At 38.4% G+C, this 26104-nt stretch carries 26 protein-coding genes and 1 pseudogene; 15 read left to right on the top strand and 12 right to left on the bottom strand.

Features of this window, described 5'->3' with window-relative positions; all coding sequences use genetic code 11:
* Nucleotides 1–184: 184 nt before the first annotated feature.
* The 7 genes from rlmC to murJ form a co-directional block, all read right to left on the bottom strand.
* Nucleotides 185–1372: a 23S rRNA (uracil(747)-C(5))-methyltransferase RlmC gene (gene rlmC / locus DQN24_RS00190; protein WP_111695211.1), complete on the bottom strand. Its 1188-nt coding sequence runs from the start codon at nucleotides 1370–1372 to the stop codon at nucleotides 185–187.
* Nucleotides 1365–2420, bottom strand: coding sequence for a beta-N-acetylhexosaminidase (gene nagZ, locus DQN24_RS00185; RefSeq protein ID WP_111695210.1), 1056 nt, complete (start codon nucleotides 2418–2420; stop codon nucleotides 1365–1367). Before nagZ ends, rlmC begins: the two co-directional genes overlap by 8 nt.
* A 3-nt stretch (nucleotides 2421–2423) precedes the next feature.
* Complete coding sequence (locus DQN24_RS00180; protein ID WP_111695209.1) at nucleotides 2424–2774, bottom strand: YcfL family protein; 351 nt, start codon at nucleotides 2772–2774, stop codon at nucleotides 2424–2426.
* Nucleotides 2774–3124, bottom strand: coding sequence for a purine nucleoside phosphoramidase (hinT, locus tag DQN24_RS00175; RefSeq protein WP_111695208.1), 351 nt, complete (start codon nucleotides 3122–3124; stop codon nucleotides 2774–2776). The genes DQN24_RS00180 and hinT overlap by 1 nt, the downstream gene beginning before the upstream one ends.
* Before the next feature lie 120 nt (nucleotides 3125–3244).
* Complete coding sequence (gene ileS, locus DQN24_RS00170) at nucleotides 3245–6070, bottom strand: isoleucine--tRNA ligase (protein ID WP_111695207.1); 2826 nt, start codon at nucleotides 6068–6070, stop codon at nucleotides 3245–3247.
* Nucleotides 6071–6098: 28 nt separating this feature from the next.
* The gene (ribF, locus tag DQN24_RS00165; RefSeq protein WP_172453964.1) at nucleotides 6099–7025 is read right to left on the bottom strand and encodes a bifunctional riboflavin kinase/FAD synthetase; all 927 of its coding nucleotides are present in this window, start codon (nucleotides 7023–7025) and stop codon (nucleotides 6099–6101) included.
* A 46-nt stretch (nucleotides 7026–7071) separates the two neighbouring features.
* Nucleotides 7072–8646 carry a murein biosynthesis integral membrane protein MurJ gene (murJ, locus tag DQN24_RS00160; RefSeq protein ID WP_111695205.1) on the bottom strand — a complete coding sequence of 525 codons (1575 nt, stop codon included), beginning with the start codon at nucleotides 8644–8646 and terminating at the stop codon, nucleotides 7072–7074.
* A gap of 266 nt (nucleotides 8647–8912) precedes the next feature.
* Between murJ and rpsT the strand changes: the two genes are divergently transcribed.
* Nucleotides 8913–9176: a 30S ribosomal protein S20 gene (gene rpsT / locus DQN24_RS00150; protein WP_005651580.1), complete on the top strand. Its 264-nt coding sequence runs from the start codon at nucleotides 8913–8915 to the stop codon at nucleotides 9174–9176.
* Nucleotides 9177–9243: 67 nt separating this feature from the next.
* On the opposite strand, the gene DQN24_RS00145 is transcribed toward rpsT, so the two are convergent.
* Nucleotides 9244–9810, bottom strand: a complete 567-nt coding sequence (locus tag DQN24_RS00145; protein WP_111695204.1) for a DUF5358 domain-containing protein — start codon at nucleotides 9808–9810, stop codon at nucleotides 9244–9246.
* A 145-nt stretch (nucleotides 9811–9955) separates the two neighbouring features.
* Between DQN24_RS00145 and menB the strand changes: the two genes are divergently transcribed.
* The 14 genes and pseudogenes from menB to fis all read left to right on the top strand — a co-directional run bounded on the left by menB (nucleotide 9956) and on the right by fis (nucleotide 22832).
* Nucleotides 9956–10813, top strand: coding sequence for a 1,4-dihydroxy-2-naphthoyl-CoA synthase (menB, locus tag DQN24_RS00135; protein ID WP_005626704.1), 858 nt, complete (start codon nucleotides 9956–9958; stop codon nucleotides 10811–10813).
* 68 nt (nucleotides 10814–10881) lie between these two features.
* A complete protein-coding gene (gene menC / locus DQN24_RS00130; RefSeq protein WP_172453963.1) occupies nucleotides 10882–11871 on the top strand; it encodes an o-succinylbenzoate synthase in 990 nt (329 codons plus the stop codon).
* 56 nt (nucleotides 11872–11927) lie between these two features.
* Complete coding sequence (gene aroQ, locus DQN24_RS00125) at nucleotides 11928–12377, top strand: type II 3-dehydroquinate dehydratase (RefSeq protein ID WP_111695202.1); 450 nt, start codon at nucleotides 11928–11930, stop codon at nucleotides 12375–12377.
* Between the two features lie 152 nt (nucleotides 12378–12529).
* Nucleotides 12530–12991, top strand: coding sequence for an acetyl-CoA carboxylase biotin carboxyl carrier protein (gene accB, locus DQN24_RS00120; protein WP_111695201.1), 462 nt, complete (start codon nucleotides 12530–12532; stop codon nucleotides 12989–12991).
* A 176-nt stretch (nucleotides 12992–13167) separates the two neighbouring features.
* Nucleotides 13168–14514, top strand: coding sequence for an acetyl-CoA carboxylase biotin carboxylase subunit (gene accC / locus DQN24_RS00115; protein ID WP_111695200.1), 1347 nt, complete (start codon nucleotides 13168–13170; stop codon nucleotides 14512–14514).
* A gap of 137 nt (nucleotides 14515–14651) precedes the next feature.
* Complete coding sequence (locus DQN24_RS00110; protein ID WP_111695199.1) at nucleotides 14652–15584, top strand: Slam-dependent surface lipoprotein; 933 nt, start codon at nucleotides 14652–14654, stop codon at nucleotides 15582–15584.
* Nucleotides 15585–15647: 63 nt separating this feature from the next.
* Nucleotides 15648–17093 carry a surface lipoprotein assembly modifier gene (locus DQN24_RS00105; protein WP_111695198.1) on the top strand — a complete coding sequence of 482 codons (1446 nt, stop codon included), beginning with the start codon at nucleotides 15648–15650 and terminating at the stop codon, nucleotides 17091–17093.
* A gap of 111 nt (nucleotides 17094–17204) precedes the next feature.
* Nucleotides 17205–17462 carry a YhdT family protein gene (locus DQN24_RS00100; protein WP_021034798.1) on the top strand — a complete coding sequence of 86 codons (258 nt, stop codon included), beginning with the start codon at nucleotides 17205–17207 and terminating at the stop codon, nucleotides 17460–17462.
* Nucleotides 17459–18913, top strand: coding sequence for a sodium/pantothenate symporter (panF, locus tag DQN24_RS00095; RefSeq protein ID WP_021034799.1), 1455 nt, complete (start codon nucleotides 17459–17461; stop codon nucleotides 18911–18913). Before DQN24_RS00100 ends, panF begins: the two co-directional genes overlap by 4 nt.
* A gap of 120 nt (nucleotides 18914–19033) precedes the next feature.
* Nucleotides 19034–19906: a DMT family transporter gene (locus tag DQN24_RS00090; RefSeq protein ID WP_021034800.1), complete on the top strand. Its 873-nt coding sequence runs from the start codon at nucleotides 19034–19036 to the stop codon at nucleotides 19904–19906.
* A gap of 31 nt (nucleotides 19907–19937) precedes the next feature.
* A pseudogene (fic, locus tag DQN24_RS00085) lies at nucleotides 19938–20483 on the top strand (protein adenylyltransferase Fic).
* A 41-nt stretch (nucleotides 20484–20524) separates the two neighbouring features.
* Complete coding sequence (prmA, locus tag DQN24_RS00080) at nucleotides 20525–21412, top strand: 50S ribosomal protein L11 methyltransferase (protein ID WP_021034802.1); 888 nt, start codon at nucleotides 20525–20527, stop codon at nucleotides 21410–21412.
* 146 nt (nucleotides 21413–21558) lie between these two features.
* The gene (dusB, locus tag DQN24_RS00075; protein WP_041175395.1) at nucleotides 21559–22539 is read left to right on the top strand and encodes a tRNA dihydrouridine synthase DusB; all 981 of its coding nucleotides are present in this window, start codon (nucleotides 21559–21561) and stop codon (nucleotides 22537–22539) included.
* Complete coding sequence (gene fis / locus DQN24_RS00070) at nucleotides 22533–22832, top strand: DNA-binding transcriptional regulator Fis (RefSeq protein ID WP_005651583.1); 300 nt, start codon at nucleotides 22533–22535, stop codon at nucleotides 22830–22832. Before dusB ends, fis begins: the two co-directional genes overlap by 7 nt.
* Nucleotides 22833–22926: 94 nt before the next feature.
* Here fis and smpB read toward each other — a convergent pair whose 3' ends face one another.
* From smpB to yaaA, 4 genes are all read right to left on the bottom strand, one after another.
* Nucleotides 22927–23412 (bottom strand): SsrA-binding protein SmpB, encoded by a 486-nt coding sequence (gene smpB / locus DQN24_RS00065; RefSeq protein WP_005647965.1) that lies wholly within the window; start codon nucleotides 23410–23412, stop codon nucleotides 22927–22929.
* Nucleotides 23413–23651: 239 nt separating this feature from the next.
* Nucleotides 23652–24617 (bottom strand): 6-phosphofructokinase, encoded by a 966-nt coding sequence (gene pfkA / locus DQN24_RS00060; protein WP_048955057.1) that lies wholly within the window; start codon nucleotides 24615–24617, stop codon nucleotides 23652–23654.
* Between the two features lie 95 nt (nucleotides 24618–24712).
* On the bottom strand, nucleotides 24713–25294 hold the full coding sequence (locus DQN24_RS00055; protein ID WP_111695197.1) for a hypothetical protein: 582 nt from the start codon (nucleotides 25292–25294) through the stop codon (nucleotides 24713–24715).
* Nucleotides 25287–26063, bottom strand: a complete 777-nt coding sequence (gene yaaA, locus DQN24_RS00050) for a peroxide stress protein YaaA (RefSeq protein WP_005666012.1) — start codon at nucleotides 26061–26063, stop codon at nucleotides 25287–25289. The genes DQN24_RS00055 and yaaA overlap by 8 nt, the downstream gene beginning before the upstream one ends.
* Nucleotides 26064–26104: the final 41 nt, after the last annotated feature.

The following is a 26104-nucleotide window of genomic DNA, read 5'->3' as shown; positions in this document are numbered from 1 at the left end:
AGTGGCTTTAAAGGTTTAAACCTTATTGCATAGTTTTATGCTGCAAAAGCTAGAACACCGAGATGCATTTTCTAATCTATGGTGGGCTGGGTAGAAATCCCGCAGGGATGCGTGCAGTAAGCCACTTGCTGTTAAGACCAATTCTGCTTAGTTCCACCACCCTTCTTTCAAATCCTCAAACTATTTATATTTTTTGATTATTCTTTTTTCTTTGTAATAGAACTAATACTTCATAATGAGATGTTTGTGGAAACATATCAAAAAGTTGAATTTTTAATGGTTTGTAATGGGTCAAATAAGTGAAATCTTTACCCATTGTGACAGAATTACAACTAGAATATAAAACAAAGTCTGATTGCATTTCGTTAAGAAATTCACTTAATTTCTTTCCAATTCCACGACGTGGTGGATTTACAATCACAAGATCTGGCTTATTTTCATTTTTATTTTCAATCACGCTTGCTGCATCTAGAGATTGAAAATTTATATATTCTAACCCCAGTATTTTAGCAGAATTACTCGCCGCTAAAATAGCAGAAGAAGAAATTTCAATTCCCGTTAATTCTGTGGGTTTTTCCCATTTTTCCTGTAACGCTTTGGCGCAATGTAAGCCAAATCCACCTACACCACAAAATAGATCCCATAGGTTATAAATAGGTAATTCAGATACCCATTGTTGAGCGGTTGCATATAATCCCTCCGCCACTTTAGGATTAGTTTGAAAGAAGCCTTGTGGACGAATAAAAAGCGGAATATTATTGAAATTTTCTGGCAAAAATTGTTGTTCTGTCAGAAAAATTTCTTGTTCTCCCTCCAAAATAGCAGCGTGCAGTGGTTGCAAATTAACGCTAACCACTTCTAAGTGCGGTAGTTTTTCTAATAATTTTGGTAATTCTCGACGGATTAATGGCAATTTATTTTCTGTACGTAACACAAAACGCAACATTAATTTTCCTGTTGCGATACTTTCTGTCAGTAAAATATATTTAAGTTCACCTTTTTGTTTAGCAATGTTATAAGGTACTAAACCCGCGCGACCAATAAAATCTTTGAGGATTGAAAAAATTATTGAGAAATGTGCAGGATAAAGAGGACAATCACACAAATCAATTGCACTTTGTGGATCATTAGGATTTTTTAAAATACCAAGTATTGGGCGTTCCACACTGCCACTAACAACCATTTTTGCTTTATTACGAAAGCCTTGTTCATTAGATTGAAAAGGAGCTAACCATTGAGCTTTATCGCAATTAATAGAAATCAGTTGCTGCTTTAAATGATGTTGTTTTTCAGCAAGCTGCTGACTATAAGGTATTTCAAGCCATTGACAAGAACGACATTCATTTTGTTGATAGTATCGACAATCAATCATTTTTTGCGGCCTGAATATCTAGCCAACGGCTTTGAATATCTGCGAGATTTCGATGATTCAGTTTCCAACGTTGATCTAAAACCAAGTCATTCCATTCGATTACGCTACGCTTAAATAAATTTTTTAAGCGAGCTTGACGAGCCATAAAGTGCGGTTCATTTTCAGTAAGTTTTAGATTATCTAATACTTGAATGACACCTTCACGTTCATTGCACAGTAACAAAAGATCACAACCTGCATTCAGTGCTTTTTTGCTACGCTCTACAAAATTCCCCATTACTCCCGCGCCTTTCATTCCTAGATCATCGGAAAAAATTGTACCTTGGAAATTTAATTTCTTGCGTAAAATTTCTTTCAACCAATATTCTGAACCACTTGCAGGCTGACTATCACATTGTCCATAAATCACGTGAGCAGGCATAATCGCATCGAGTTTATTTTGTGAAATCAACTGTTGGAAAGGTTGGAGATCGTAACCAAAAATTTCGTCTTTTGCGCGATCATCATAAGGTGTTTCTAAATGGGAATCGGCTAATACATGACCATGACCGGGAAAATGTTTACCCGTAGATGCCATACCTGCTTGATGCATACCATCAATAAAAGCGGTGGCTAAATTTACCGCACTTTTTACATCAGATGAAAAACTGCGATCACCAATCGCTCGACATTCATGCCCCAAATCCAGCACTGGTGCAAAACTCAAGTCAATATCCAAAGCAATCATTTCTGCTGCCATTTGCCAACCTGCTTCTTTAGCAAAACTTACTTGTTCAGTTGCTGATAGTGTTTCTTGAAAAGCCTGCATTGAAGGCAACATTGTAAATCCATCACGAAAACGTTGAACTCGTCCACCTTCTTGATCCACTGTAATTAATAAAGGCTTTTTTACTCGTTGGCGAACAGAACGAATTAATTCTTGAATTTGTTCTCTGTCTTCAAAATTTCGAGTAAATAAAATCAATCCTGCAACAAGAGGGTGCGAAAGTAACTCAACTTCCTCTTGTTCCAACTCTTTTCCTTTTAAATCAATTAACAAGGTGCTCATAAATTATTTTAAATAAAGGCGGTAATTTTTACTTTCTACAGTAGGTTTAGTTAAATCAATTGATTTTTGCTCTTGTGGTTTTAGCAAAAATTGAGCGGAATAACTTTCTCGCTGATTTTTCCAAATTTGGGTTACCCCTAAATGATCGTACCAATATAAATGGTAACTTATATTCAAAAGTTGCTGACTTTTATTTTTTATAACCGCTGATTTTTGAGTCGTTTCAACTTGAATTAAAGGCGAAAGAGACGACGTAATATTCAAAATCGGCTTTGTTGAATAAGTTAAGTTTTGCTCTGAAATTGAACAAGCCGCGAGCATAAAGCTCGCCAAAATTAGAAAATATTTTTTCATTATTTCGCTAACATTTTACCTAAAGGTTCTCCACCAACTAAATGCATATGTAAATGGAATACTTCTTGCCCACCATATTTATTGCAATTCACAATTAGGCGATAACCATCTTCCGCAATGCCTTCTTCTTTAGCTAATTTAGCCGCTACACTGAATAATCGACCTAGCATTATTTCATCTTGCTCCGTCACATCATTCACTGTGGGAATAACTTTATTTGGAATAATTAAAATATGTGTTTTAGCTTGGGGGGAAATATCACGAAATGCAGTGACTAATTCATCTTGATAGACGATATTTGCTGGAATTTCTTTACGGATGATTTTACTAAAAATTGTTTCTTCTGCCATTGTTTGCTCCTTAATAGAAAAAGTGCGGTGAATTAATCTGCCCATAATTGTTGCTTATTTAGTCTAACTTTTGAGGGCTGAGCAAATCAATCGCACTTTTTGGTTTTACAATGAATTTAATTATGCAAAGTGTCGAACTTCTCCATTGCCCACTACATTTTCTACACAACGTGGACAAAGCATTGGATATTCTGGGTTTACCCCAATTTTGTCAGAATAATGCCAGCAACGAGGGCATTTTTCTGCGTTAGAACGTGTTACGCTTACTGTGATACCCTCTAATTCGCCGTCCGCTAAATCAGCAGGTTTTTCCGATAAAGATTTTACATCTACTTTTGAGGTAATTAATACAAAACGTAATTCATTGCCTAATTGTTCTAACAATGCACGATATTCGTCATTCGCATAAAGGGTCACTTCTGCTTCTAAACCGCCGCCTATTTCTTTATTGTTACGAGAAATTTCTAATACGCGGTTCACTTCTGAACGAACTTTAATCAGTTGTTGCCAGTAAGCATCATCTAATTTTTCATTCTCGCCTAAACCAAATAAGCCTTGATAAAATTCTTCAGTAAATACGAATTCTGCACGAGCACTTTCGGTTTGTGGCAAGTGTTGCCAAATTTCATCGGCAGTGAAAGATAAGATTGGTGCCATCCAACGAACTAATGCTTCAGCAATATGCCATAACGCAGTTTGACAGCTACGACGAGCAAGGCTATCCGCTTTAGTTGTATATTGACGGTCTTTGATAATATCTAAATAGAACGACCCCATTTCTACCGAACAGAAACGCATTAAACGTTGTACCACAGTGTGGAATTGATAGTTATCGTACGCATCTTTAATTTCATTTTGTGCATCTAATGCACAAGCGACTGCCCAGCGATCTAGGCTAATCATTTCTTCTGGTTTGACTAAATCACGTTTTGGATCAAAACCATTCAAGTTTGCTAATAAGAAACGCGCGGTGTTACGAATACGGCGATAGCTATCCGCTGCACGTTTTAAGATTTCATCAGAAACGGTCATTTCGCCCGTATAGTCTGTTGAAGCAACCCATAAACGTAAAATATCACCACCGAATTTATCCATGACTTCTTGTGGTGTCACGATGTTACCGATAGATTTTGACATCTTACGGCCTTGACCATCCACAGTGAAACCATGGGTTAATACTTGCTTGTATGGTGCTTTGCTATCTGTTGCCGTAGAAAGCATTAAAGAAGACATAAACCAACCACGGTGTTGGTCAGAACCTTCTAAATACATGTCGATATCTTGACCGTTAAATTCTGGGCGATTTGCTACCACAGAAGAATAAGTCGATCCTGAGTCAAACCATACGTCAAGGGTATCTGGCACTTTGCGATAGGTTTCTGCATCCGCCCCTAATAATTCTTTTTCGTCTAAATCCCACCAAGCTTGAATACCCGATCTTTCTACACGTTTCGCCACTTCTTCAAGTAGCTCTAAGGTACGCGGATGAAGTTCTTCGGTTTCTTTATGCACGAACAACGTCATCGGCACACCCCAAGTACGTTGGCGTGAAATACACCAGTCTGGGCGGTTTTCAACCATTTTCTCGATACGTGCTTGACCCCAATCTGGAATCCAGCGAACTTGTTTGATTTCGCCTAATGCTTGTTGGCGTAAACCTTGCGTTTCCATGCCGATAAACCATTGCGGTGTTGCACGGAAAATAATTGGCGTTTTGTGACGCCAGCAGTGTGGATAGCTGTGTTTGATTTTTTCAACTTTTAATAAGTTACCTACTTCTTGTAATTTTTCTATCACAAGCGGATTTGCTTCAAATACGCCTTTGCCTGCAAAGAATTCGGTCGTTGAAATAAATTTACCATCATTCGATACAAGACCCGCCATTGGTAAATCATATTGTTTACCCACGACAAAATCGTCTAAACCGTGATCAGGTGCGGTATGTACTAAACCCGTACCGCCATCAGTGGTTACGTGATCGCCTAAAATCACTGGTACAGTAAAATCATAGAATGGATGATGGAAACGGCTTAATTCAAGATCAGCACCTTTTACTGAACCTAAAATTTTAACTTGTTCTACGCCCACGGCTTTCGCTACGGACTCAACTAATTCAGCGGCTAAAATTACACGCTCATCGCCAAGTTGGACTAAGTTGTATTCTAAGTCTGCATTCACCGCAATCGCACGGTTAGATGGCATTGTCCAAGGTGTGGTAGTCCAAATGACGGCTGATAATTTACCTTGTCCTTTACCTTGTGCAGAAAATTTAGCTTCAATTTCATCCGCACTTTCCGCAGGGAAACGAACGTAAATTGACGGAGAAACTTTGTCTTCATATTCCACTTCTGCTTCTGCTAAAGAAGAACCGCAATCCAAACACCAGTGCACTGGTTTTGAGCCTTTATACAAATGACCATTTTCAATCACTTTACCTAAAGTGCGGATAATATTCGCTTCGGTATCGAAATTCATCGTGAGATATGGATTATCCCAATCGCCCAACACACCTAAACGGATAAAGTCTTTCTTTTGACCCTCGACCTGTTCCGCCGCGTATTCACGACATTTTTGACGAAATTCTGCCGCCGTAATTTTCTCGTTTGGCTTACCCACTAAACCTTCTACTTTTAATTCAATTGGCAAGCCGTGGCAGTCCCAACCCGGGATATAAGGCGAATCAAAACCTAACGCCGTTTTGGATTTAATAATAATATCTTTCAGAATCTTGTTTACAGCGTGACCAATATGAATGTTACCATTCGCATACGGAGGGCCATCGTGCAGAATAAAAGATTTTTTGCCCTTACTCGCTTTACGAATTTTTTGGTAAAGATTTTTCTCGTACCAATTTTTCAACATATCAGGTTCGCGCTTAGCTAAATCACCGCGCATTGGAAAGCTGGTTTCCGGTAGGTTAAGAGTGTTTTTGTAATCGACTGTCATTTTATTTTCCAATTTTTACATTTTAAAATTAACTGTTAAAAAAGCCTTTCGCAGTTTCTACATCTTTCTCAATTTGCACTTTCAAATCATCAAAAGAGGGGAATTTAATCTCGTTTCTAATCTTGTGGCAGAATTCCACTTCCACCATTTGGCCATAAATATTCTGAGAAAAATCAAATAAATGGACTTCTAATAATTGCATTAATTCATTTATAGTTGGGCGTTTTCCCATGTTTGCCACGCCGTTAAAAATCTCCCCCGATTTTAACCGCACTTTTACGGCATAAACGCCTTTGATTGGATTTACTTGTCTATGCAAACGAATATTTGCCGTTGGAAATCCTATTGTTCTGCCTAATTTATTCCCATGAATCACACGCCCGAAAATACGATAAGGTTTACCGAGTAAATTTTCTGCAAGTTGTAAGTCATCATTCGCTAACGCTTCGCGAATCGCAGTGCTACTAATTCGCTGTGCATCTAGACAAAAACTACGGTTATCTTCAACAATAAAACCAAAACGCTTACTAGCTGCTTGCAACATGGCAAAATTACCTTGGCGTTTTGAGCCGAATTTGAAATCATCGCCAATACTTAAAAATTTCACATGTAGATGATTAACAAGCGTTTGTTCAATAAAAACATCGGCTGGTTGCTCAGCAAAAGTGCGGTCAAATTTCGCCACAATTACGACATCGACCTTAGCCTTTTCGAGATAATAAATTTTGTCACGCAAACGCATTAAACGTGCAGGTGCATTTTCCCCCATAAAATATTCACGCGGCTGAGATTCAAATAACAATACCGCCATGGGTAAATTTAATTCGTCAGCTTTTTGGCGTAAATGGCGGAGGACTGCTTGATGCCCTAAATGCACACCATCAAAGTTGCCGATCGTTAGCGCACAACCTTGTAAAACACGATTTGCATTATGAAGCCCACGAATTAATTGCATGTCCTTATCCATGAAAATAAGAGAATTTCGGCATTATAGCGAGAAGTTAGTTTTTTGTCAGCAAATGGTGCTTGCGAACGCCTAATAAAATCAACGTTGTGCCATAAACTATCGCGGCTAAGACAATCAACCAAACAAGCCAATAAACACGCATGAAGAAATCCATTTTCGCCCATTGGTTGATTTCAGGCACGTAATACCAAACTGCCGCACCCATTGCAATTGCTGCCAATAAAACTTTGACAAAAAAGACCGCACTTTTACGTGAAAAATGGTACACATCCGCTTTGGCTAAGCCGCGATAGAGCAAATAGGCATTAAGAGTTGCGGACATCGCTGAAGCAATAGCTAAACCAACATAGCTGAAAGGAATCGCCAATAGATTAAAGCCCATATTACTCACCATGGCAATAATGCCGATTTTTACTGGCGTTTTGGTATCTTGGCGAGCGTAATAGCCATTGGCGAGGATTTTAATCAACATAAAGCTAAGCAAACCCGCATTAAACGCCCATAAAGAATAAGAGGCGGCATAAACATCATTTAGCATGAAATTTCCACGCATAAAGAGCGTAAGTAACATTGGCTGAGCCAATACAGCAATACCAATGGCGGCTGGAACGCCAAGTAATAAAATCATTCGCACGCCCCAATCCATTGTATTACGAAAATCAACCGCACTTTTTGCTGAATCGCCTTCACGATTAACGTGGTGACGGGCAAGTGTTGGTAAAATTACGGTAGAAATCGCAATGCCAAATAAACCGAGAGGAAATTCCAGTAGGCGGTCGGAATAATACAGCCAGCTAATAGAGCCCGTCATTAAGAAACTTGCAATCACTGTATCCAGCAAAAGATTAATTTGACTTACCGATACACCAAATAACGCAGGGATCATTAATTTACGAATTTTGGTTACGCCTTCATCCCGCCAAGCCCATTTGGGTTTCACCAGTAAACCAGCTTGTTTCATAAATGGAATTTGGAATAAGAACTGTAATAATCCGCCTAGAAAAATCCCGATAGCCAGTGCAAGATCTGGGTTATCCATTTGTGGTGCAAGGAAAAGTGCGGTGGCAATCATCGCTATATTTAATAACACGGGTGAAAAGGACATCACGCCGAATTTTCCAATCGTGTTAAGTACAGCTCCAAAAAGCGCGACAAAAGTAACAAACCATAAATAAGGAAAAGTTATTTTAAGAAGAAGAGAGGCTTGTTCAAACTTATGTGCATCAGGGCCATCATTCATCCAATCGGTAAACCAGCCCATCCCAAATAAAGCGGCAACGACAGGTGAGCCAACCATTGCGAGGATCGTAACAATACTCACCAATCCCCCAAGGGTACCTGAAACTTTTCCAATAAATTCACGGGTTTTATTCATATCGCCAGATTTCTGATATTCTGCGAGAACAGGGACAAAAGCCTGTGAAAAAGCCCCTTCAGCAAATAAACGGCGAAGAAAATTTGGGATACGATTAGCAAATAAAAAGACGTCCGCCGCGGCGCCAGCCCCAATGAGATGAGCGATAACTACATCGCGCACAAGACCTAACACTCTTGATAATAACGTCATAGAACTAACAACAATGCTAGATTTTAAAAGTCGTTTACTCAAAATATTCTTCTCTACCCTAAAATTTTTGCCTAATTGTATAGAAATTTTGTTTTTACGCTATATTCCGTGAAAAAAAACTGATAAAATCCGCCGCACATCGTTTGTGTGAGCCCATATTGAAAGAGCTTGTAAAAATAACGATACTTACTTTCGGTTGTGTCTCACCGAAATCAACACAAATTTTCCATTGACAAAAGTATAAAAAATCGGCATATTGACGCCCTTTATTTTGTCTATCAATCAACAGAAATTTTAGGAGTTTGACCTTGGCTAATATCAAGTCAGCAAAAAAACGCGCGGTTCAATCTGAAAAACGTCGCCAACACAACGCAAGCCAACGCTCTATGATGCGTACTTATATCAAAAAAGTATATGCTCAAGTAGCAGCAGGCGAAAAATCAGCAGCTGAAGCAGCATTCGTTGAAATGCAAAAAGTTGTAGACCGCATGGCTTCTAAAGGCTTAATCCACGCTAACAAAGCAGCAAACCACAAATCTAAATTAGCTGCACAAATCAAAAAATTAGCGTAATTTTTAGCTAGAAAGAATGAAAAATAAAACCGCACTTTAAAGTGCGGTTTTTTATTGCATCGATAGACTAAAGTAACAACATCGATCCCCATTTGATAATATCAAAGAAGAATTTATTTTGATTGGTTGCAATGCCATCAGAATTTTTTGGTGTGCCATCTTCATTTTTTTGCACTTCCACCATACCATTTTTATATTGACCTTTCACGACAGCCAAATCATCGCGCGCTTCGTTACGCAACTTCAAACAAGACTGTTTAGTTAAAGGTTCAACATTGCTCACTCTGGTACGGAATTTTTTAAACTGATAGCTTGCATAATTCATTGATTTTTCATCGGCTTGGATAATCTTCACATATTGTTCGCCAATAATTTTTTCCAACGGATAGAAAAAGACATATTGTGAGTGAATATAGCTATCTTCTTTAGAAAAATGCTGTTGCAAAATTCGAGTTAAATTTGGGTAAACGCATTGTTCTGCTTGCTTACTTGCAATTGCCCATTGTTTTGAATCTTGATCAGACAGTTGGTAATCCGCCCCCGCAAATTCCGCTGGAATTACGGATTGTTGGCTACCAAACATTGAACAGCTAGATAACAATGCTGCCATACCTAAGGTTGCAATTAATTTCACATTTGATCCTTATAAAAGAGAGAATACGCAAAATTCTAGCAATATCTTCACAACAGATAAAGCAGCAAATGAATTTAGTTTTCCTGATCCGAAAAACTTCCGCTATAATAACCGCACTTTTTTACGTTAATTAAAAGGAATTCTTATGCAAAATCCAAAAGATGATGTGTTATATGCGCCTGTTGAATGGGTCGATCACAGTGAAGGCTATAACGATATTCGTTATCATAAATCCACTGATGGTATTGCCAAAATTACCATTAACCGCCCAGAGGTTCGCAATGCGTTCCGCCCACAAACAGTGAAAGAAATGATCACCGCATTTTCTGATGCTCGTTTCGATGAAAATATTGGTGTCATTGTATTAACTGGCGAAGGCGAAAAAGCATTCTGTTCTGGTGGTGACCAAAAAGTGCGTGGCGATTACGGCGGTTATAAAGATGATAGCGGCGTACATCACTTAAATGTATTGGATTTCCAACGCGATATTCGTTCTTGTCCAAAACCTGTGGTGGCAATGGTGGCTGGTTATGCTATTGGTGGCGGTCACGTACTTCATATGCTTTGTGATTTAACCATTGCTGCTGAAAATGCCATTTTCGGGCAAACTGGGCCAAAAGTCGGTTCATTCGATGGTGGTTGGGGCGCAAGCTATATGGCTCGTTTAGTGGGTCAGAAAAAAGCGCGTGAAATTTGGTTCTTATGCCGTCAATATAATGCACAAGAAGCATTAGATATGGGCTTGGTCAATACGGTTGTGCCTTACGCTGATCTTGAAAAAGAAACTGTGCGTTGGTGTCGTGAAATGTTACGCAATAGCCCAATCGCAATTCGTTGTTTGAAAGCAGCATTAAATGCGGATTGTGATGGCCAAGCTGGTCTTCAAGAATTAGCGGGTAACGCGACAATGTTGTTCTACATGACTGAAGAAGGTCAAGAAGGTCGCAATGCGTTTAACGAAAAACGCGCTCCAGACTTCAGCAAATTCAGACGTAACCCTTAATTTATCGTTCTAAAGTGCGGTTAAAAATCTTCGTGAATTTTGACCGCACTTTTGCATTGGGAGCAAGCATGGCTGAAAAATCATTTAATCTTTACCGTTATTCCATCCCCGTTGATAGCCAACTTATTCTGCGTGATCGTTTTTTAAAACGCCGTGAAGGCTTAATCGTAAGAGTGAGTTGCAGCCGAGACGGTTGGGGAGAAATCGCCCCACTACCCGGTTTTAGCGAAGAAACCCTAGACCAAACTCAAGAACAAGCAATGGAATGGCTAACGACATGGTGCAATGCAAGCTGTGATGCACCTCGCGTCCCATTAGATGGCACCTATCCCTCCGTTGCTTTTGGTATCAGTTGCGCAATGGATGAAATGAAAGGTTATTTACAAGCTGAAGGCAATTATCATACGGCTCCACTTTGTTGTGGCGATCCAGATGAACTGTATGCCAAACTTGCGAGCATTAAAGGCGAAAAAGTGGCAAAAATGAAAGTGGGTATATACGAAGCCAATCGCGATGGATTAATTGCCGATATGTTTTTAGAAGCCATTCCCGATTTACAATTACGACTAGATGCAAACCGACATTGGTCGTTAGAAAAAGCGTTACAATTTGCCGCTAAAGTCAAACCGCAACATAGAAAACGTATTCAATTTTTAGAAGAACCTTGTAAAACTCAAGAACTCAGTCGTGAATTTGCAGCTCAAACCGACATTGCGATTGCATGGGATGAATCCGTGCGAGAGCCTAATTTTTGCCTAGAAAAAGAACCGCACTTATCGGCTGTCGTAATCAAACCCACTTTAATTGGTTCAATCCAACGTTGTGCAGAACTTATTAAGCAAGCCCATTCGTTAGGTCTAAAAGCGGTTATTAGTTCAAGTATCGAAAGCAGTTTAGGGCTTTCTCAACTTGCGCGAATCGCACAACAATACACTCCGAATGTAACGCCAGGCTTAGACACGTTAGATTTAATGGAATATCAAGCGCTACGCGCTTGGCCTGCTTCTAATTTACCTATTGTGGATTTAGAATCTGAATTTATCACTAAAATTATCTGATTCGACCACCAAAAATCGAAAAACCAGTATAATGCCCCACACAAAAAGGATTAAAAATGTCGCAAACACACAGAATTTTGCTGTTAAATGGCCCGAACTTAAATATGTTAGGGGCTCGCGAGCCAAAACATTATGGCGGTATTTCTCTTGCATCCATTGACGAGAAAATGCAAGCCTTAGCCACTCAACACAATGTAAAAGTGGAATGTTTTCAAGCCAATAGTGAAGAAAAATTAATTAATAAGATCCACGAAAGTTTTCAGCAAGTCGATTTTATTTTAATCAATCCTGCTGCCTACACCCATACCAGTGTGGCATTGCGCGATGCACTTTTAGCCGTTTCAATTCCTTTTGTGGAGATTCATTTATCCAACGTGCATAAACGTGAACCATTTCGTCATCATTCTTATTTTAGCGATGTGGCTGAAGGCGTTATTTGCGGTTTGGGTGCAAAAGGTTACGAATTTGCCTTTTTATTTGCTATCGATTACCTTGCTAAAAAATAAGAAAATCGAGCATTTTTGGCGAAATTCGCAGAATTTTATCGCAAATTTGCAAAATTTAAGGTAATCTTTGCAATACAAAAGTAAGTTTATTCATAACCGCACTTTTTCGTTTAAAAGTGCGGTTAAAATTTCAATCTTTTTAGGAAGAACGTATGGACATTCGTAAAATCAAAAAATTAATCGAATTAGTAGAAGAATCTGGCATTACTGAATTAGAAGTGCAAGAAGAAGAAGGTACAGTACGTATTAGCCGTGCCGCACCAGCAGTTGCTCCAGCAGCAGTTCAATACGCTGCAGCACCAGCAGTAGCACCAACTCCAGCTGCTGCGCCAGCTCAAGCACAAGCGGCAGCGACACCAGCTGTATCTGATGAATTATCAGGCCATCTTGTACGTTCACCAATGGTGGGAACGTTCTATCGCAGTCCAAGCCCTGAAGCAAAAGCATTTGTTGAAGTGGGTCAGTCCGTGAAAGTTGGCGACGCGCTTTGTATCGTTGAAGCAATGAAAATGATGAACCGCATTGAAGCGGACAAAGCTGGCATAGTAAAAGCAATTCTTATCAACGACGGTGATGCAGTTGAATTCGACGAACCATTAATCGTTATTGAATAATTTCCAATATTTTCGTCGGGCGGACTTTAGTCCGCCTGTTTCATATACAAACAATTAGAACGAATTTATCGTAGGCGATATAAATTGAAATCTGTTCACACCAAATTTTCTAGGAAGAACAATATTTCAAGAACCTACATAAAAATTCACGTCTATCTGACTAAACGGACTCTTTTATGTTAGAAAAAGTTGTGATTGCTAACCGCGGTGAAATTGCACTACGCATTTTACGTGCTTGTAAAGAATTAGGTATTAAAACAGTGGCGGTTCACTCCACCGCCGATCGTGATTTAAAACACGTTTTACTCGCTGATGAAACCGTTTGTATCGGTCCAGCACCTTCCGCAAAAAGTTATTTAAATATTCCAGCTATCATTGCTGCCGCCGAAGTAACAGGCGCAGATGCAATTCATCCAGGATACGGTTTTTTATCTGAAAATGCTGATTTTGCTGAACAAGTTGAACGTTCAGGTTTCACTTTCATCGGTCCAACAGCTGATGTCATCCGTTTAATGGGCGATAAAGTTTCAGCTATTAAAGCAATGAAAAAAGCAGGCGTACCTTGTGTACCTGGTTCTGATGGCCCTGTAGGTAACGACATTGCTAAAAATAAAGAAATTGCTAAACGCATTGGCTATCCAATCATTATCAAAGCATCAGGCGGTGGTGGCGGCCGAGGAATGCGTGTTGTTCGTAGCGAAGACGCATTAGAAGAATCTATCGCAATGACCAAAGCAGAAGCAAAAGCTGCATTCAACAATGATATGGTCTATATGGAAAAATACTTAGAAAATCCACGTCACGTGGAAATTCAAGTATTAGCAGACACGCATGGCAATGCAGTTTATTTGGCTGAACGTGACTGCTCAATGCAGCGTCGTCACCAAAAAGTTGTGGAAGAAGCGCCAGCTCCAGGTATCACAGAAGAAGTTCGACGAGATATTGGCTCACGCTGTGCAAAAGCTTGTGTAGAAATCGGCTATCGTGGAGCAGGTACGTTTGAATTCTTATATGAAAATGGCGAATTCTATTTCATTGAAATGAATACGCGTATCCAAGTAGAACATCCAGTAACTGAAATGATTACAGGTGTAGATTTAGTGAAAGAGCAATTACGCATTGCAGCAGGCTTGCCGATTTCCTTTAAACAAGAAGACATCAAAGTTAAAGGCCATGCAATGGAATGCCGTATTAATGCAGAAGATCCAAAAACATTCTTACCGTCTCCGGGTAAAGTAAATCACTTACATTCACCTGGCGGCTTGGGCGTTCGTTGGGATTCTCATGTTTATGGCGGCTATACTGTGCCTCCACATTACGACTCAATGATCGCAAAACTTATCACTTATGGTGATACACGTGAAGTTGCAATCCGTCGTATGCAAAATGCATTATCTGAAACAATTATTGATGGTATTAAAACCAATATCCCACTTCATGAATTAATTCTTGAAGATGAAAATTTCCAAAAAGGCGGAACCAACATCCACTATTTGGAGAAAAAATTAGGTATGCATGAATAATTAAAATTTAAATGGCTAACAGATGTTAGCCATTTTGTAGCCCTTATTATAAAAGACAAATTACATAGAGTATTTATTAAGATAATTAATAGTTTTTTATATATAATCCTCTATTAGTAGTTATTTTAGGTGAAATTATGAACATCAGTTTAAAAAAATTTAGTTTAACGATTCTTGCAGCCTTAACATTAACGGCTTGTGGAAGCGGTGGTGGGTCATCGGCACCAAGCGCTCCTGCTCCTCAACCAAGTACTCCAGCAGCTCAACCAAGTACTCCGGCTGCTCAACCAAGTACTCCTACAGTTCAACCAAGCACTCCAACAGCTCAACCATCAGAACAAGCTGTTCTAGAAATGCCCAAGCGTTCACCGACTAATACAGGTTTAGTCTTTTCTATAAAAACAGAAAGTGAGGACGATAGCGTAGGACAAATTAACACAATTAACAATGAACAAGAGCTATCTAATATAACCATAACCAGCATTGATGTTGATGGAAAAAATATCCCTATTGATTTTAAATTTGAACTCAATGAAGATTGGACAAAGGAGGGGGAATTTATTAAGGATCGAAATTTATCACCACATGTTTGCTGCGGGAAATATACTCATGTACGCTTTGGTGCAATGGCAAATCACTCATACGGACAAAATGATATTCTTTTTTATAATGGTATCCCTTCTGAAAATGTTCCAAAATCAGGCAAGGTCACTTACAAAGGTGAGAGTATAATGGCTGATAAAGGAAATGTCATATTCGGAAGTTATAGAAGAGGAACATCTGAATTTACAGTTGATTTTGGAAAGAAAGAATTGTCTGGAAATTTAAACACCGAGAATAGACGCTACAATACTGAAATTAATAAGTATGATGCTCCTAAGAATGTAAAAGTTGAGATTGATGCTAAAATTTCAGGCAACAGATTCTATGGAACAGCAAAATCATCTACTTTTGTCTCGGAAGGTATTACAGAGGGTAAATTTTACGGTGATAACGCTGAAGAATTAGGCGGAATGGTGAAAGCTAAAGATAATTCTTGGGCTGGAGCCTACGGTGCAAAAGCACAGTAATAAATTGTTTAATCATTTAAAGCAAGCTTAGGCTTGCTTTATTCTTTCCCAATAAGGATAAAAATGAGTATACAAACTAAATTTATTTTATTTCTCAGCTCATCATTATTTCTTACCTCAAATTCTATTGCTGTAGAAAAATCTCCACAGCCACATGATGGTCGTTTAGATGAACAGCTACATTTGGCTAAACCAAATTTACCGCAAAAACCAACCGCACTTTTGAGCACTAATAATCAATCAAAGTTATCGATTACAAAAGAAGAATTAGCCAAACACCCAGACTTGATTATTCGTGGTCTTATCCCTGCAGTATTACAAAATAATGGCGAGGCGGTACAACTTTTATTACCTCTATATCAACCCCTTACTAAAAAAGATCCATTTTTGTTAGAATGGGCTGAAGCGATTGACTTACGAGAAAAAGGATATTTTTCTGATTCCGTTAAAGCCTACCGACACTTATTTTCACAAAAAACTGATCTTTTACCTTTACGCTATCAATTAGCTCAAGCCTTGTTTCTGAATAATGATAACGAGGCGGCAAAAGATCAATTTCAAAAGTTAAGAGCAGAGCAAGTTTCCCCTGATTCTGTAAAAATAATTGAACAATATCTTTCAGCCTTAAATCAACGAGATCAATGGAAAGTCCAGGGTGGATTTAGTTTTTTAAATGAAAGTAATATTAATAATGCGCCAAAAGCCGGAACCAAAATTGGCAACTGGAGTGCTTGGGAAAAAGAAAGTGCCAGAGGATTTTCGTATTTTGGGAATGCTGAAAAAAAATGGTCATTACCTCACAACTACTTTACAAAATTGTCCTTGGAAGGTAGTGGGAAATATTATTGGGATAACAAGAAATATAATGAATTTAACGCGAGAGCTGGTGTAGGTCTTGGATACCAAACTGCACGATTTGAACTCTCATTAATGCCATTTACTGAGAAGCGTTGGTATGCGGGCGGCTCATCTGGCGGAAATGCGATGAAACAATACTCTAAAAATTCAGGTGCTAGATTGGATTTATCCAATTGGCTAAATGAAAAATGGCAAATTTCGACCGCACTTGAGTATGGTGAACAACGCTATGAAACTCGTAAACATCTAAATGGAAATAACTATCTAGCTTCCGCTACACTACTTTACCTGACAAAAAGTGGACAGTATTGGTTTGGTGGAGCTGATTATAATCGCGAAAACACTCGAGATTTAGATAATGCTTATCAACGAAAAAATGTCCGATTAGGATGGGGACAAGAATGGAAAGCGGGTATATCAACTCGTTTAATCCTGAATTATGCACAACGTGCCTATAAAGAAAAAGATCTTATTGGTATTCGCCAGAAAAATAAGGAATATGCATCAGTGTTTACTATTTGGCATAGAAACTTTCATATCTGGGGAATCTCACCGAAATTATCTTGGTCGTATCAAAGGGTAACCAGTAATCATCCTTTTTATGAATATAATAAAAATCGAATTTACTTAGAAATCAGCAAAACATTTTGAATTATTCAAAAAAGTTGTAATATGCATAAGTATAAGGAGCGTAGGATATATGTGCCCCCTTATACCATTCAAAAAATATATTTTCACTTATAAAAAATTTAAGGAAAAAATATGACATTAAAACAACGTTATCAACAAGCTGGTAAAGAAGCCAGTTGGGCATTGAGCTTATCTATTTTATATGTGATAGGTTGGTGCTTATGTGCTTATTTACCTAAAGAAACTCAAGGCCCTATCGGCTTTCCCCTCTGGTTTGAACTCTCCTGTATTTACTTACCCATTTTATTCATCGTGATTGGTTATTGGATTGTCAAAATTATTTTTCAGGATATTTCTCTTGAAATTAACGATCAGGGGAATCAAAAATGAATTTAGGTATTATTCTTCCTTTAATTATTTATCTCACTTTTGTTTTTGGTGCGGCAATTTTTGCCTATGTAAAACGTACAAAAGGCGATTTTTTAACAGAATATTATGTGGGAAATCGTTCGATGACTGGTTTTGTGCTCGCAATGACAACTGCATCAACTTATGCCAGTGCAAGTTCTTTTGTCGGAGGGCCAGGAGCTGCTTATAAATACGGATTAGGTTGGGTATTACTTGCGATGATTCAAGTGCCAGTCGTATGGCTTGCATTAGGTGCATTAGGTAAAAAATTCGCGCTATTATCAAGAGAAACCAATGCTTTAACTATTAATGATCTTTTCTTTTATCGCTATAAAAACAAATATTTAGTTTGGCTATCAAGCCTTGCTCTTCTTCTCGCATTTTTTGCGGCTATGACCGTGCAATTTATTGGTGGTGCGCGTTTATTAGAAACAACCATCGGCATTTCTTATACTCAAGCATTACTCTTATTTGCTTTAACGGTAGGTATCTATACTTTTATCGGGGGCTTCCGTGCCGTCGTACTGACGGATACCATTCAAGGTACCGTAATGATTTTTGGGACTATAATCCTCCTTATTGGCACGATTTATGCCCTCGGTGGTGTAGAAAGTGCGGTTAATAAATTAACTGAAATTGATCCTGACTTAGTCACGCCTTACGGGCCAAATGGAATGTTAGATTTCCAATTTATGGCTTCTTTCTGGATACTTGTCTGTTTCGGGGTGGTTGGTCTTCCACATACCGCAGTTCGATGTATGGCATTTAAAGATAGTAAAGCCTTACATCGCGGTATGCTGATTGGAACCATTGTACTTTCAATTATTATGTTGGGTATGCACTTAGCTGGTGCGCTTGGCAGAGCGGTTATTCCAAATTTAACGGTATCAGATCAAGTAATTCCAACATTAATGATAAAAGTATTGCCGCCTATTGTTGCGGGGATTTTCTTAGCTGCGCCGATGTCTGCAATTATGTCTACAATTGATGCACAACTTATTCAATCCTCTTCTATTTTTGTCAAAGATTTATACCTTTCTACGAAGCCAGAAGCCGCAAAAAATGAGAAAAAAGTGAGCTATTTTTCATCAATTATTACGCTGATTTTGACCGCACTTTTAATCTTTGCCGCCCTCAATCCACCAGATATGATTATTTGGTTAAACCTATTTGCCTTTGGCGGACTGGAAGCCGCATTTTTATGGGTAATTGTACTGGGTATTTATTGGGATAAAGCAAATGCTTATGGTGCGTTAAGCTCAATGATTATCGGCTTGGGGAGTTATATCTTACTCACTCAACTTGGCGTCAAATTATTTAACTTCCATCAAATCGTGCCATCATTAGCATTTGGATTGATCGCTTTTTTAGTAGGTAATAAATTGGGCGAACGTCGAATCGAAAAAACTCAATTAAAAGCTACCGCACTTTAAGCGTCAATCAATATGCTGTCACCTTCTTCTAAACTTAGAGGAAGGTGATATTTAATTTTCTCACTTTCAGCAATTTCTAGGCTAAAACATAGAATTGGAACTATTCACAGGGATACATCAATGCTCTATCAAATTCTCGCGCTACTTATTTGGAGCAGTTCATTAATCGTCGGTAAGCTCACTTATTCGATGATGGATCCTGTGCTTGTTGTGCAAGTGCGGTTAATTATTGCAATGATTATTGTCATGCCACTCTTTTTACGTCGTTGGAAAAAAATTGATAAACCAATGCGTAAACAGCTTTGGTGGTTGGCATTCTTTAACTATACCGCCGTATTTTTATTGCAATTCATCGGGCTAAAATATACATCTGCGTCCAGTGCAGTCACCATGATTGGGCTAGAACCGCTGCTCGTTGTATTTGTCGGGCATTTCTTCTTTAAAGACAAAGCAAAATGGTTTCACTGGCTATTTGGCGCAATGGCATTTATTGGCGTGGCGATTTTAATTAATGGTGGAAAAAATAATGAAGGCATTGATAACATCAGTTTATTCGGCTGTTTATTAGTGCTAAGCGCAGGGATCATCTTCGCTGCCGTATTACGTTGGACACAGCGAGTTGTAGCCAAAGTCTCAACGCAAGCCTATACCTCCGTCAGCATTGTACTTGGCACCATCACAACGTTGCCATTTACGCTATTACTCACAGAAAACTGGCAAATATCATTAAATTCCACAGGTATTGCTGGTTTATTATATCTTGCCATTGGTTGTAGCTGGCTTGCCTATTGGTTATGGAATAAAGGCCTTAATAGTGTAGATGCCAATATCTCTGGTATTTTAGTCGCACTTGAGCCACTATTCGGCATCTTATTTGCCATATCATTACTTGGCGAAACACTGTCATTTTCAGCCGCACTTGGTATAACAATCATCATGCTCGCCACACTTGGCTCGACTTTACTGCCGAGACTTTTAAAAAAATCGGTATAATATGCCCCAAAATTTTGGATTTATCATCATTGTGAAAAAAATTGATCAACAAAGTTTAGAAAATGCCTACCGTTTATTTGAAAGCGGTGATATTCATCAAATTGAAATTGGTTCAACAAAAGGGCTGCAACAAATTCATCATTACCTATTTAATGGTCTTTATGAATTTGCTGGTAAAATTCGTGAACAAAATATTTCAAAAGGTCATTTTCGTTTTGCTAATGCACTTTATTTAAAAGAGGCATTAGGAAAAATAGAGCAAATGCCAGAAGATACTTTTGAAAATATTATTAATAAATATGTAGAAATGAATATTGCGCACCCTTTTTTAGAAGGTAATGGTCGTTCAACTCGCATTTGGTTAGATTTAGTTTTAAAGAAAAATTTAGGTAAAGTTGTTAATTGGCAAAATGTGGATAAAACTCAATACTTACAAGCAATGGAGCGTAGCCCAATTAACGATTTAGAAATTCGTTTTTTATTACAAGCGAATTGAACAGATGATGTAAATAACCGAGAAATTATTTTTAAAGGTATTGAGCAATCTTATTATTACGAAGGTTACGAGAAAGAATAAAGTGCGGTGAAAATCCGCAAATTTTTGAAAGGAAAAAACAAATGGCTTGGATTCAAATTCGCCTAAATAGCACCAATGAAAAAGCAGAACAAATGAGTGATTTTTTAGAAGAAATCGGCTCCGTCTCTGTAACTTTTATGGATAGTCAAGATACACCGATTTTTGAGCCTTTGCCGGGCGAAACGCGTTTATGGGGTAATACTGATGTTATTGCGCTATTTGATGCAGAAACAAATATGGCAGAAATTGTCCGCTTATTAAAAGAAGCAAAACACTTAGATAGCAATACGGCATACAAAATTGAACAAATAGAAGATAAAGACTGGGAGCGTGAGTGGATGGATAACTTCCACCCAATGCAATTTGGTAAGCGTTTATGGATTTGTCCAAGTTGGCGTGATGTGCCTGATGAAAATGCCGTCAATGTGATGCTCGATCCAGGTTTAGCATTTGGTACAGGCACTCATCCTACAACCGCACTATGTTTAGAATGGCTAGATGGTCTTGATTTAAAAGATAAAAGCGTCATCGATTTTGGTTGTGGATCTGGTATTTTAGCCATTGCAGCATTAAAACTTGGTGCGAAAAGTGCGGTGGGAATTGATATCGATCCACAAGCAATTCTAGCCAGTCGCAATAATGCCGAGCAAAATGGCGTGGCAGATCGCCTACAGCTGTTCTTATCTGATGAAAAACCCTCTGATTTAAAAGCTGACGTCGTGGTGGCAAATATTCTTGCTGGCCCTCTCAAAGAACTTTACCCAATCATTAGCCAACTTGTTAAACCGAATGGCGATCTTGGTTTATCGGGCATTTTAGAAACTCAAGCTCAATCGGTATGCGATGCCTATACGCAAACATTTGCGTTAGAGCCCGTCGCGGCGAGAGAAGAATGGTGCCGAATTACGGGTAAGCTAAAAACGCTTTAATTTCTTTTTGTCAATCAAAAAAAGTGTATTTTTTAAACAAATTTCACTTTGCAAAGCAAGGCAAAATGCGTATTATAGCCAGCCTTGTCGGTTGTCGAGCAGTTCGATATAAATTAGATTTAGGCTTGCTAGGAAAGGAACGTAAAATGCGAATCGGTTCATACCAATTAAAAAATCGTGTTTTACTTGCACCAATGGCAGGTATTACCGACCAGCCTTTCCGCCGTCTTTGTGCATATTATGGTGCGGGGCTTACATTTTCAGAAATGATGTCCACAAATCCGCAAGTTTGGCATACCGAAAAATCCAAATTGCGTTTGGCACATAGCGAAGATTTAGGTCTCAATGCGGTGCAAATTGCAGGTAGTGATCCACTCGAGATGGCGCAAGCCGCTGCTATTGACGTGGAATATGGCGCTCAAATCATTGACATTAATATGGGATGCCCTGCCAAAAAAGTAAATCGCAAACTCGCAGGCTCTGCGTTGTTGCAATTTCCAGATTTGGTGGAAAAAATCTTGCGAGAAGTAGTGTCCGCCGTCAATGTGCCAGTGACCTTAAAAATTCGTACAGGCTGGGATAAATCTAATCGAAACTGCGTTCAAATCGGCAAAATTGCAGAACAATGTGGCATACAAGCATTAACGGTACACGGTCGTACACGTGCTTGTCTTTTTGAAGGGGAAGCGGAGTACGATAACATTAAAGCCGTTAAACAAGCGATTGCTATACCAGTTATAGCTAATGGCGATATTGATTCTGCTCGGAAAGCAAAATTCGTTCTTGATTATACTGGAGCGGATGCCATTATGATCGGTCGTGCTGCCTTAGGTAACCCTTGGTTATTTCAAGCGGTAGAAAACCTAATTGAGCATAACTCGATAAGTCAAATGCCAAGTTTAAAGGAAAAGTGCGGTCAGATTTTGCGTCATATTCAAGAATTACATCAATTCTATGGCGAACAAAAAGGCTATCGCATTGCGCGTAAACACGTAGCTTGGTATTTACAGGGAATTCAACCTGATTCCGTTTTTAAACAGACTTTTAATGCAATTAGTGATCCTAAAGAGCAGCTGATTGTATTGGAAGATTTTTTCAATTTAATTTTGGATAAAGAAAAATGTTAGAACAACAACGTAATTCTGCCGATGCCTTAACGGTATCAGTATTAAATGCGCAATCACAAGTGACCAGCAAACCATTACGCGATTCGGTCAAACAAGCGTTGCGTAATTATTTAGCACAATTAGATGGTCAAGATGTGAATGATCTTTACGAGCTAGTATTAGCGGAAGTTGAACACCCTATGTTAGATATGATTATGCAATATACTCGTGGTAATCAAACCCGTGCAGCAAATATGCTTGGTATCAACCGTGGTACATTACGTAAAAAATTAAAAAAATACGGTATGGGATAAGGCGATATTCTTTTATTAACAAAAAGATTGAATGTTTTTCATTCTATTTTAAAAATTAGCCCCAAGTAATTTGGGGCTAATTTATTATTACAATTTAAGATCTTCGATGTGCATTTTTCATAATGCGATCTTTTGTTACTTTCCATTCACGTTCTTTAATATCATCACGTTTATCCTGTTGTTTTTTACCTTTGGCTAAACCAATTTTGACTTTTGCCCACGCACTTTTCCAGTAAAGAGAAAGTGCAACTATGGTAAAACCGTCTCGGTTTGCTTTGCCAAATAGGGATGCTAATTCGCGTTTATTTAACAATAACTTACGAGTGCGAGTTGGATCACAAACAATATGCGTTGATGCAACATTTAATGGCTGAATGCTTGCGCCGAATAAAAAGGCTTCGCCATTTTTAAAAATAACATAACTATCACTAATATTTGCCTTGCCTGCGCGCATAGATTTGACTTCCCAGCCTTGTAATTCAAGACCTGCTTCAATTTCATCTTCAATAAAATAATCGTGTCTTGCACGTTTATTCAGTGCGATAGTATTTGAATTGGGTTTTACTTTTTTCTTTGTCATAATTTTATCCCTTATTTTGCCTGAGGCATTTTATCGGATCTCTATTTTGATAGCAAAAAGATCATCTAGGTAGAACTGGCAGTCGCATTTATTTTCAATCTTTAAAAATAAATGATTTGTAGAAAATAAGAGAAAAACTGACCGCACTTTTTCAGAAAAAACAGACACATTGTTGTGTCCGTTTGAGAAAGATAAAAAGATGAATTAAGTGTTAGTGATTTATATAGTGGAATAAAGGATTATTCCAAACGTTTTGCCACTTTAAGCCAATCAGCCTTAAATACACGCTGCATATTATTAATGGCATCAATAATATCGTGATGAACGAGTTGTTCATTTTGGATACCTACGCAATAGCCGCCTTTGCCTTGTAGCAATAAATCTACTGCGTATGCGCCCATACGTGAGGCAAGAATACGGTCAAAAGCACAAGGAGAACCACCACGTTGAATATGCCCTAAAACGGTTGCGCGAGTTTCGTGACCTACGCGAGCTTCAATTTCTTTTGCCAGAGAATGAACATCAGTTAAAAGTTCAGTGATAGCAATAATAGCGTGGCGTTTACCGCGAATAATGCTACGTTCAATTTGTTGAATTAATTCTTCGCGATTAAATTCAATTTCTGATGCGACGATATATTCACAACCGCCAGCAATGCCCGCAGAAATCGTTAAGTCACTACAATGGCGACCCATAATTTCAACGATAGAAATACGTTGGTGTGAGCTTGATGTATCACGTAAACGGTCGATTGCATCCACTGCAGTTTGTAATGCGGTTTGATAACCGATGGTATAGTCAGTACCTGCCACATCATTATCAATAGTACCGGGTAAGCCAACACAAGGGAAACAGTGTTCTTCGGTTAATAATTTTGCCCCCATATAAGAACCGTCACCACCGATAACCACAAGTGCATCAATGCCGTGAGAACGTAAAATTTCTGCACATTTTGCACGAACATTTGGATCTTTAAATTCAGGAAAGCGTGCAGAACCTAAAAAAGTACCGCCACGATTAATTACATCAGATACGCTATAGCGATTTAATTGTTTGATTTTATTGTTGTATAAGCCTTGGTAACCATCATAGATACCAAACACTTCTAAGCCTTCTGCAAGTGCAGAACGTACTACGCCACGAATTGCGGCATTCATACCCGGCGCATCGCCACCACTTGTTAAAACTGCAATTTTTTTAATCATAATTTACCTACTTTTAACCATAATTGAAAATGGGCATAAGATTACATCATTCAAAGAATCTGCTCTAGCAAAATCTGATGAGATTTTGATCTACATTATTTTTCACAGAACAACAGCCATTTCAAATTTTGTAAATGTTTTCTTTCTATATCCACAATGTATTTTTGCAAATGTTGTTGCACTTTATCGACTGATAAATGTTTAGAAAGTGTTGGTTGTTGCACTTTTTGCGAATATTGATACTGAACAAAGCCACATTGTGGTAATTGTCGTCCTTTCATCACATTGACTTGCCAAGATGGATTTTCTTTCGTTGGCGAATAGATGACATATCCATTTAATTCATTTGGATTGGTTGAATTTTCTGGAATAGCATCGAAATGGAAATCTTTTACGCCTGTATTACGATAAATGCGTTCTCTCAATGCGATCCGCTCTTTAATTGAGCGCACTGGTTGATTGCGATCAAAGAGAATTTCAATTTCAGATTGCCAATTTTCTAGCGTATCTGGCTTAGATATATACGCATAGCGAGCAATGGTTTCTAAATCTTGGCTGCCAGTAAGGGCATAATTTTTACCGTTGTGCTCTAACTGCGTAGGCACATTTAATTGCGTCAGCTTAGTTGCACAGCCAGAGAGTATAAGTGCGGTCAAAATAACAAAAATTTTATTCATTAATATCTCGCTTAAATACAAATTCGGTTTCAGTGGAGGATGCTGAATCAAACCAATAACCACCTAAATCAAATTCTTTTAATTGTTCAATGTCGGTTAAACGATGTTGAATAAGATAACGGCACATTAAGCCTCGTGCTTTTTTAGCATAAAAGCTAATTACTTTGTATTTTCCATTTTTATTGTCTAAGAAAACTGGCTTGATAATTTTGGCGTTAAGTTGGTTTTCTTTAACAGATTTATAATATTCATCAGAGGCTAGATTGACTAATACATTATCGCCTTGTGCATCAATAGCTTGTTGAACTGCTTGGGTAATCACATTTCCCCAAAAGGCATACAGATCTTTTCCTTTCGGATTGGCTAATTTTGTCCCCATTTCTAATCGGTAAGGTTGCATTAAATCAAGTGGTTTTAAAAGCCCATAAAGCCCAGACAGCATACGTAAATGGGATTGTGCAAAAATGACATCATCTTCCGAAAGGGAATCAGCATCTAAACCCGTATAAACATCGCCTTTAAATGCAAAGAGTGCAGGGCGGGAATTGTCTTCATTGTGAATTTTTGTCCATTCTGCAAAGCGTGCGGCATTTAAACCTGCCAACTTATCGCTGATAGACATTAATGATGAAAGATCTTGCGGAGAAAGTTTACGACAAACCTCAATAAGTTGTTCGCTGTAATCAGTAAAGTGCGGTTGAGAAACAGGAAAATTTTTTACCGCACTTTCAAAATCAAGGGTTTTGGCAGGGGAGATAATTGCTAACATAATCGTCCTTTTATGAAAAAAGAATGGGCGTATCTTAGCAT

Source organism: Haemophilus influenzae (assembly GCF_900475755.1).
In the GTDB taxonomy this organism is placed as follows: Bacteria; Pseudomonadota; Gammaproteobacteria; order Enterobacterales; family Pasteurellaceae; genus Haemophilus; species Haemophilus influenzae_D.
This window is presented reverse-complemented; position numbering and strand designations above follow the sequence as displayed.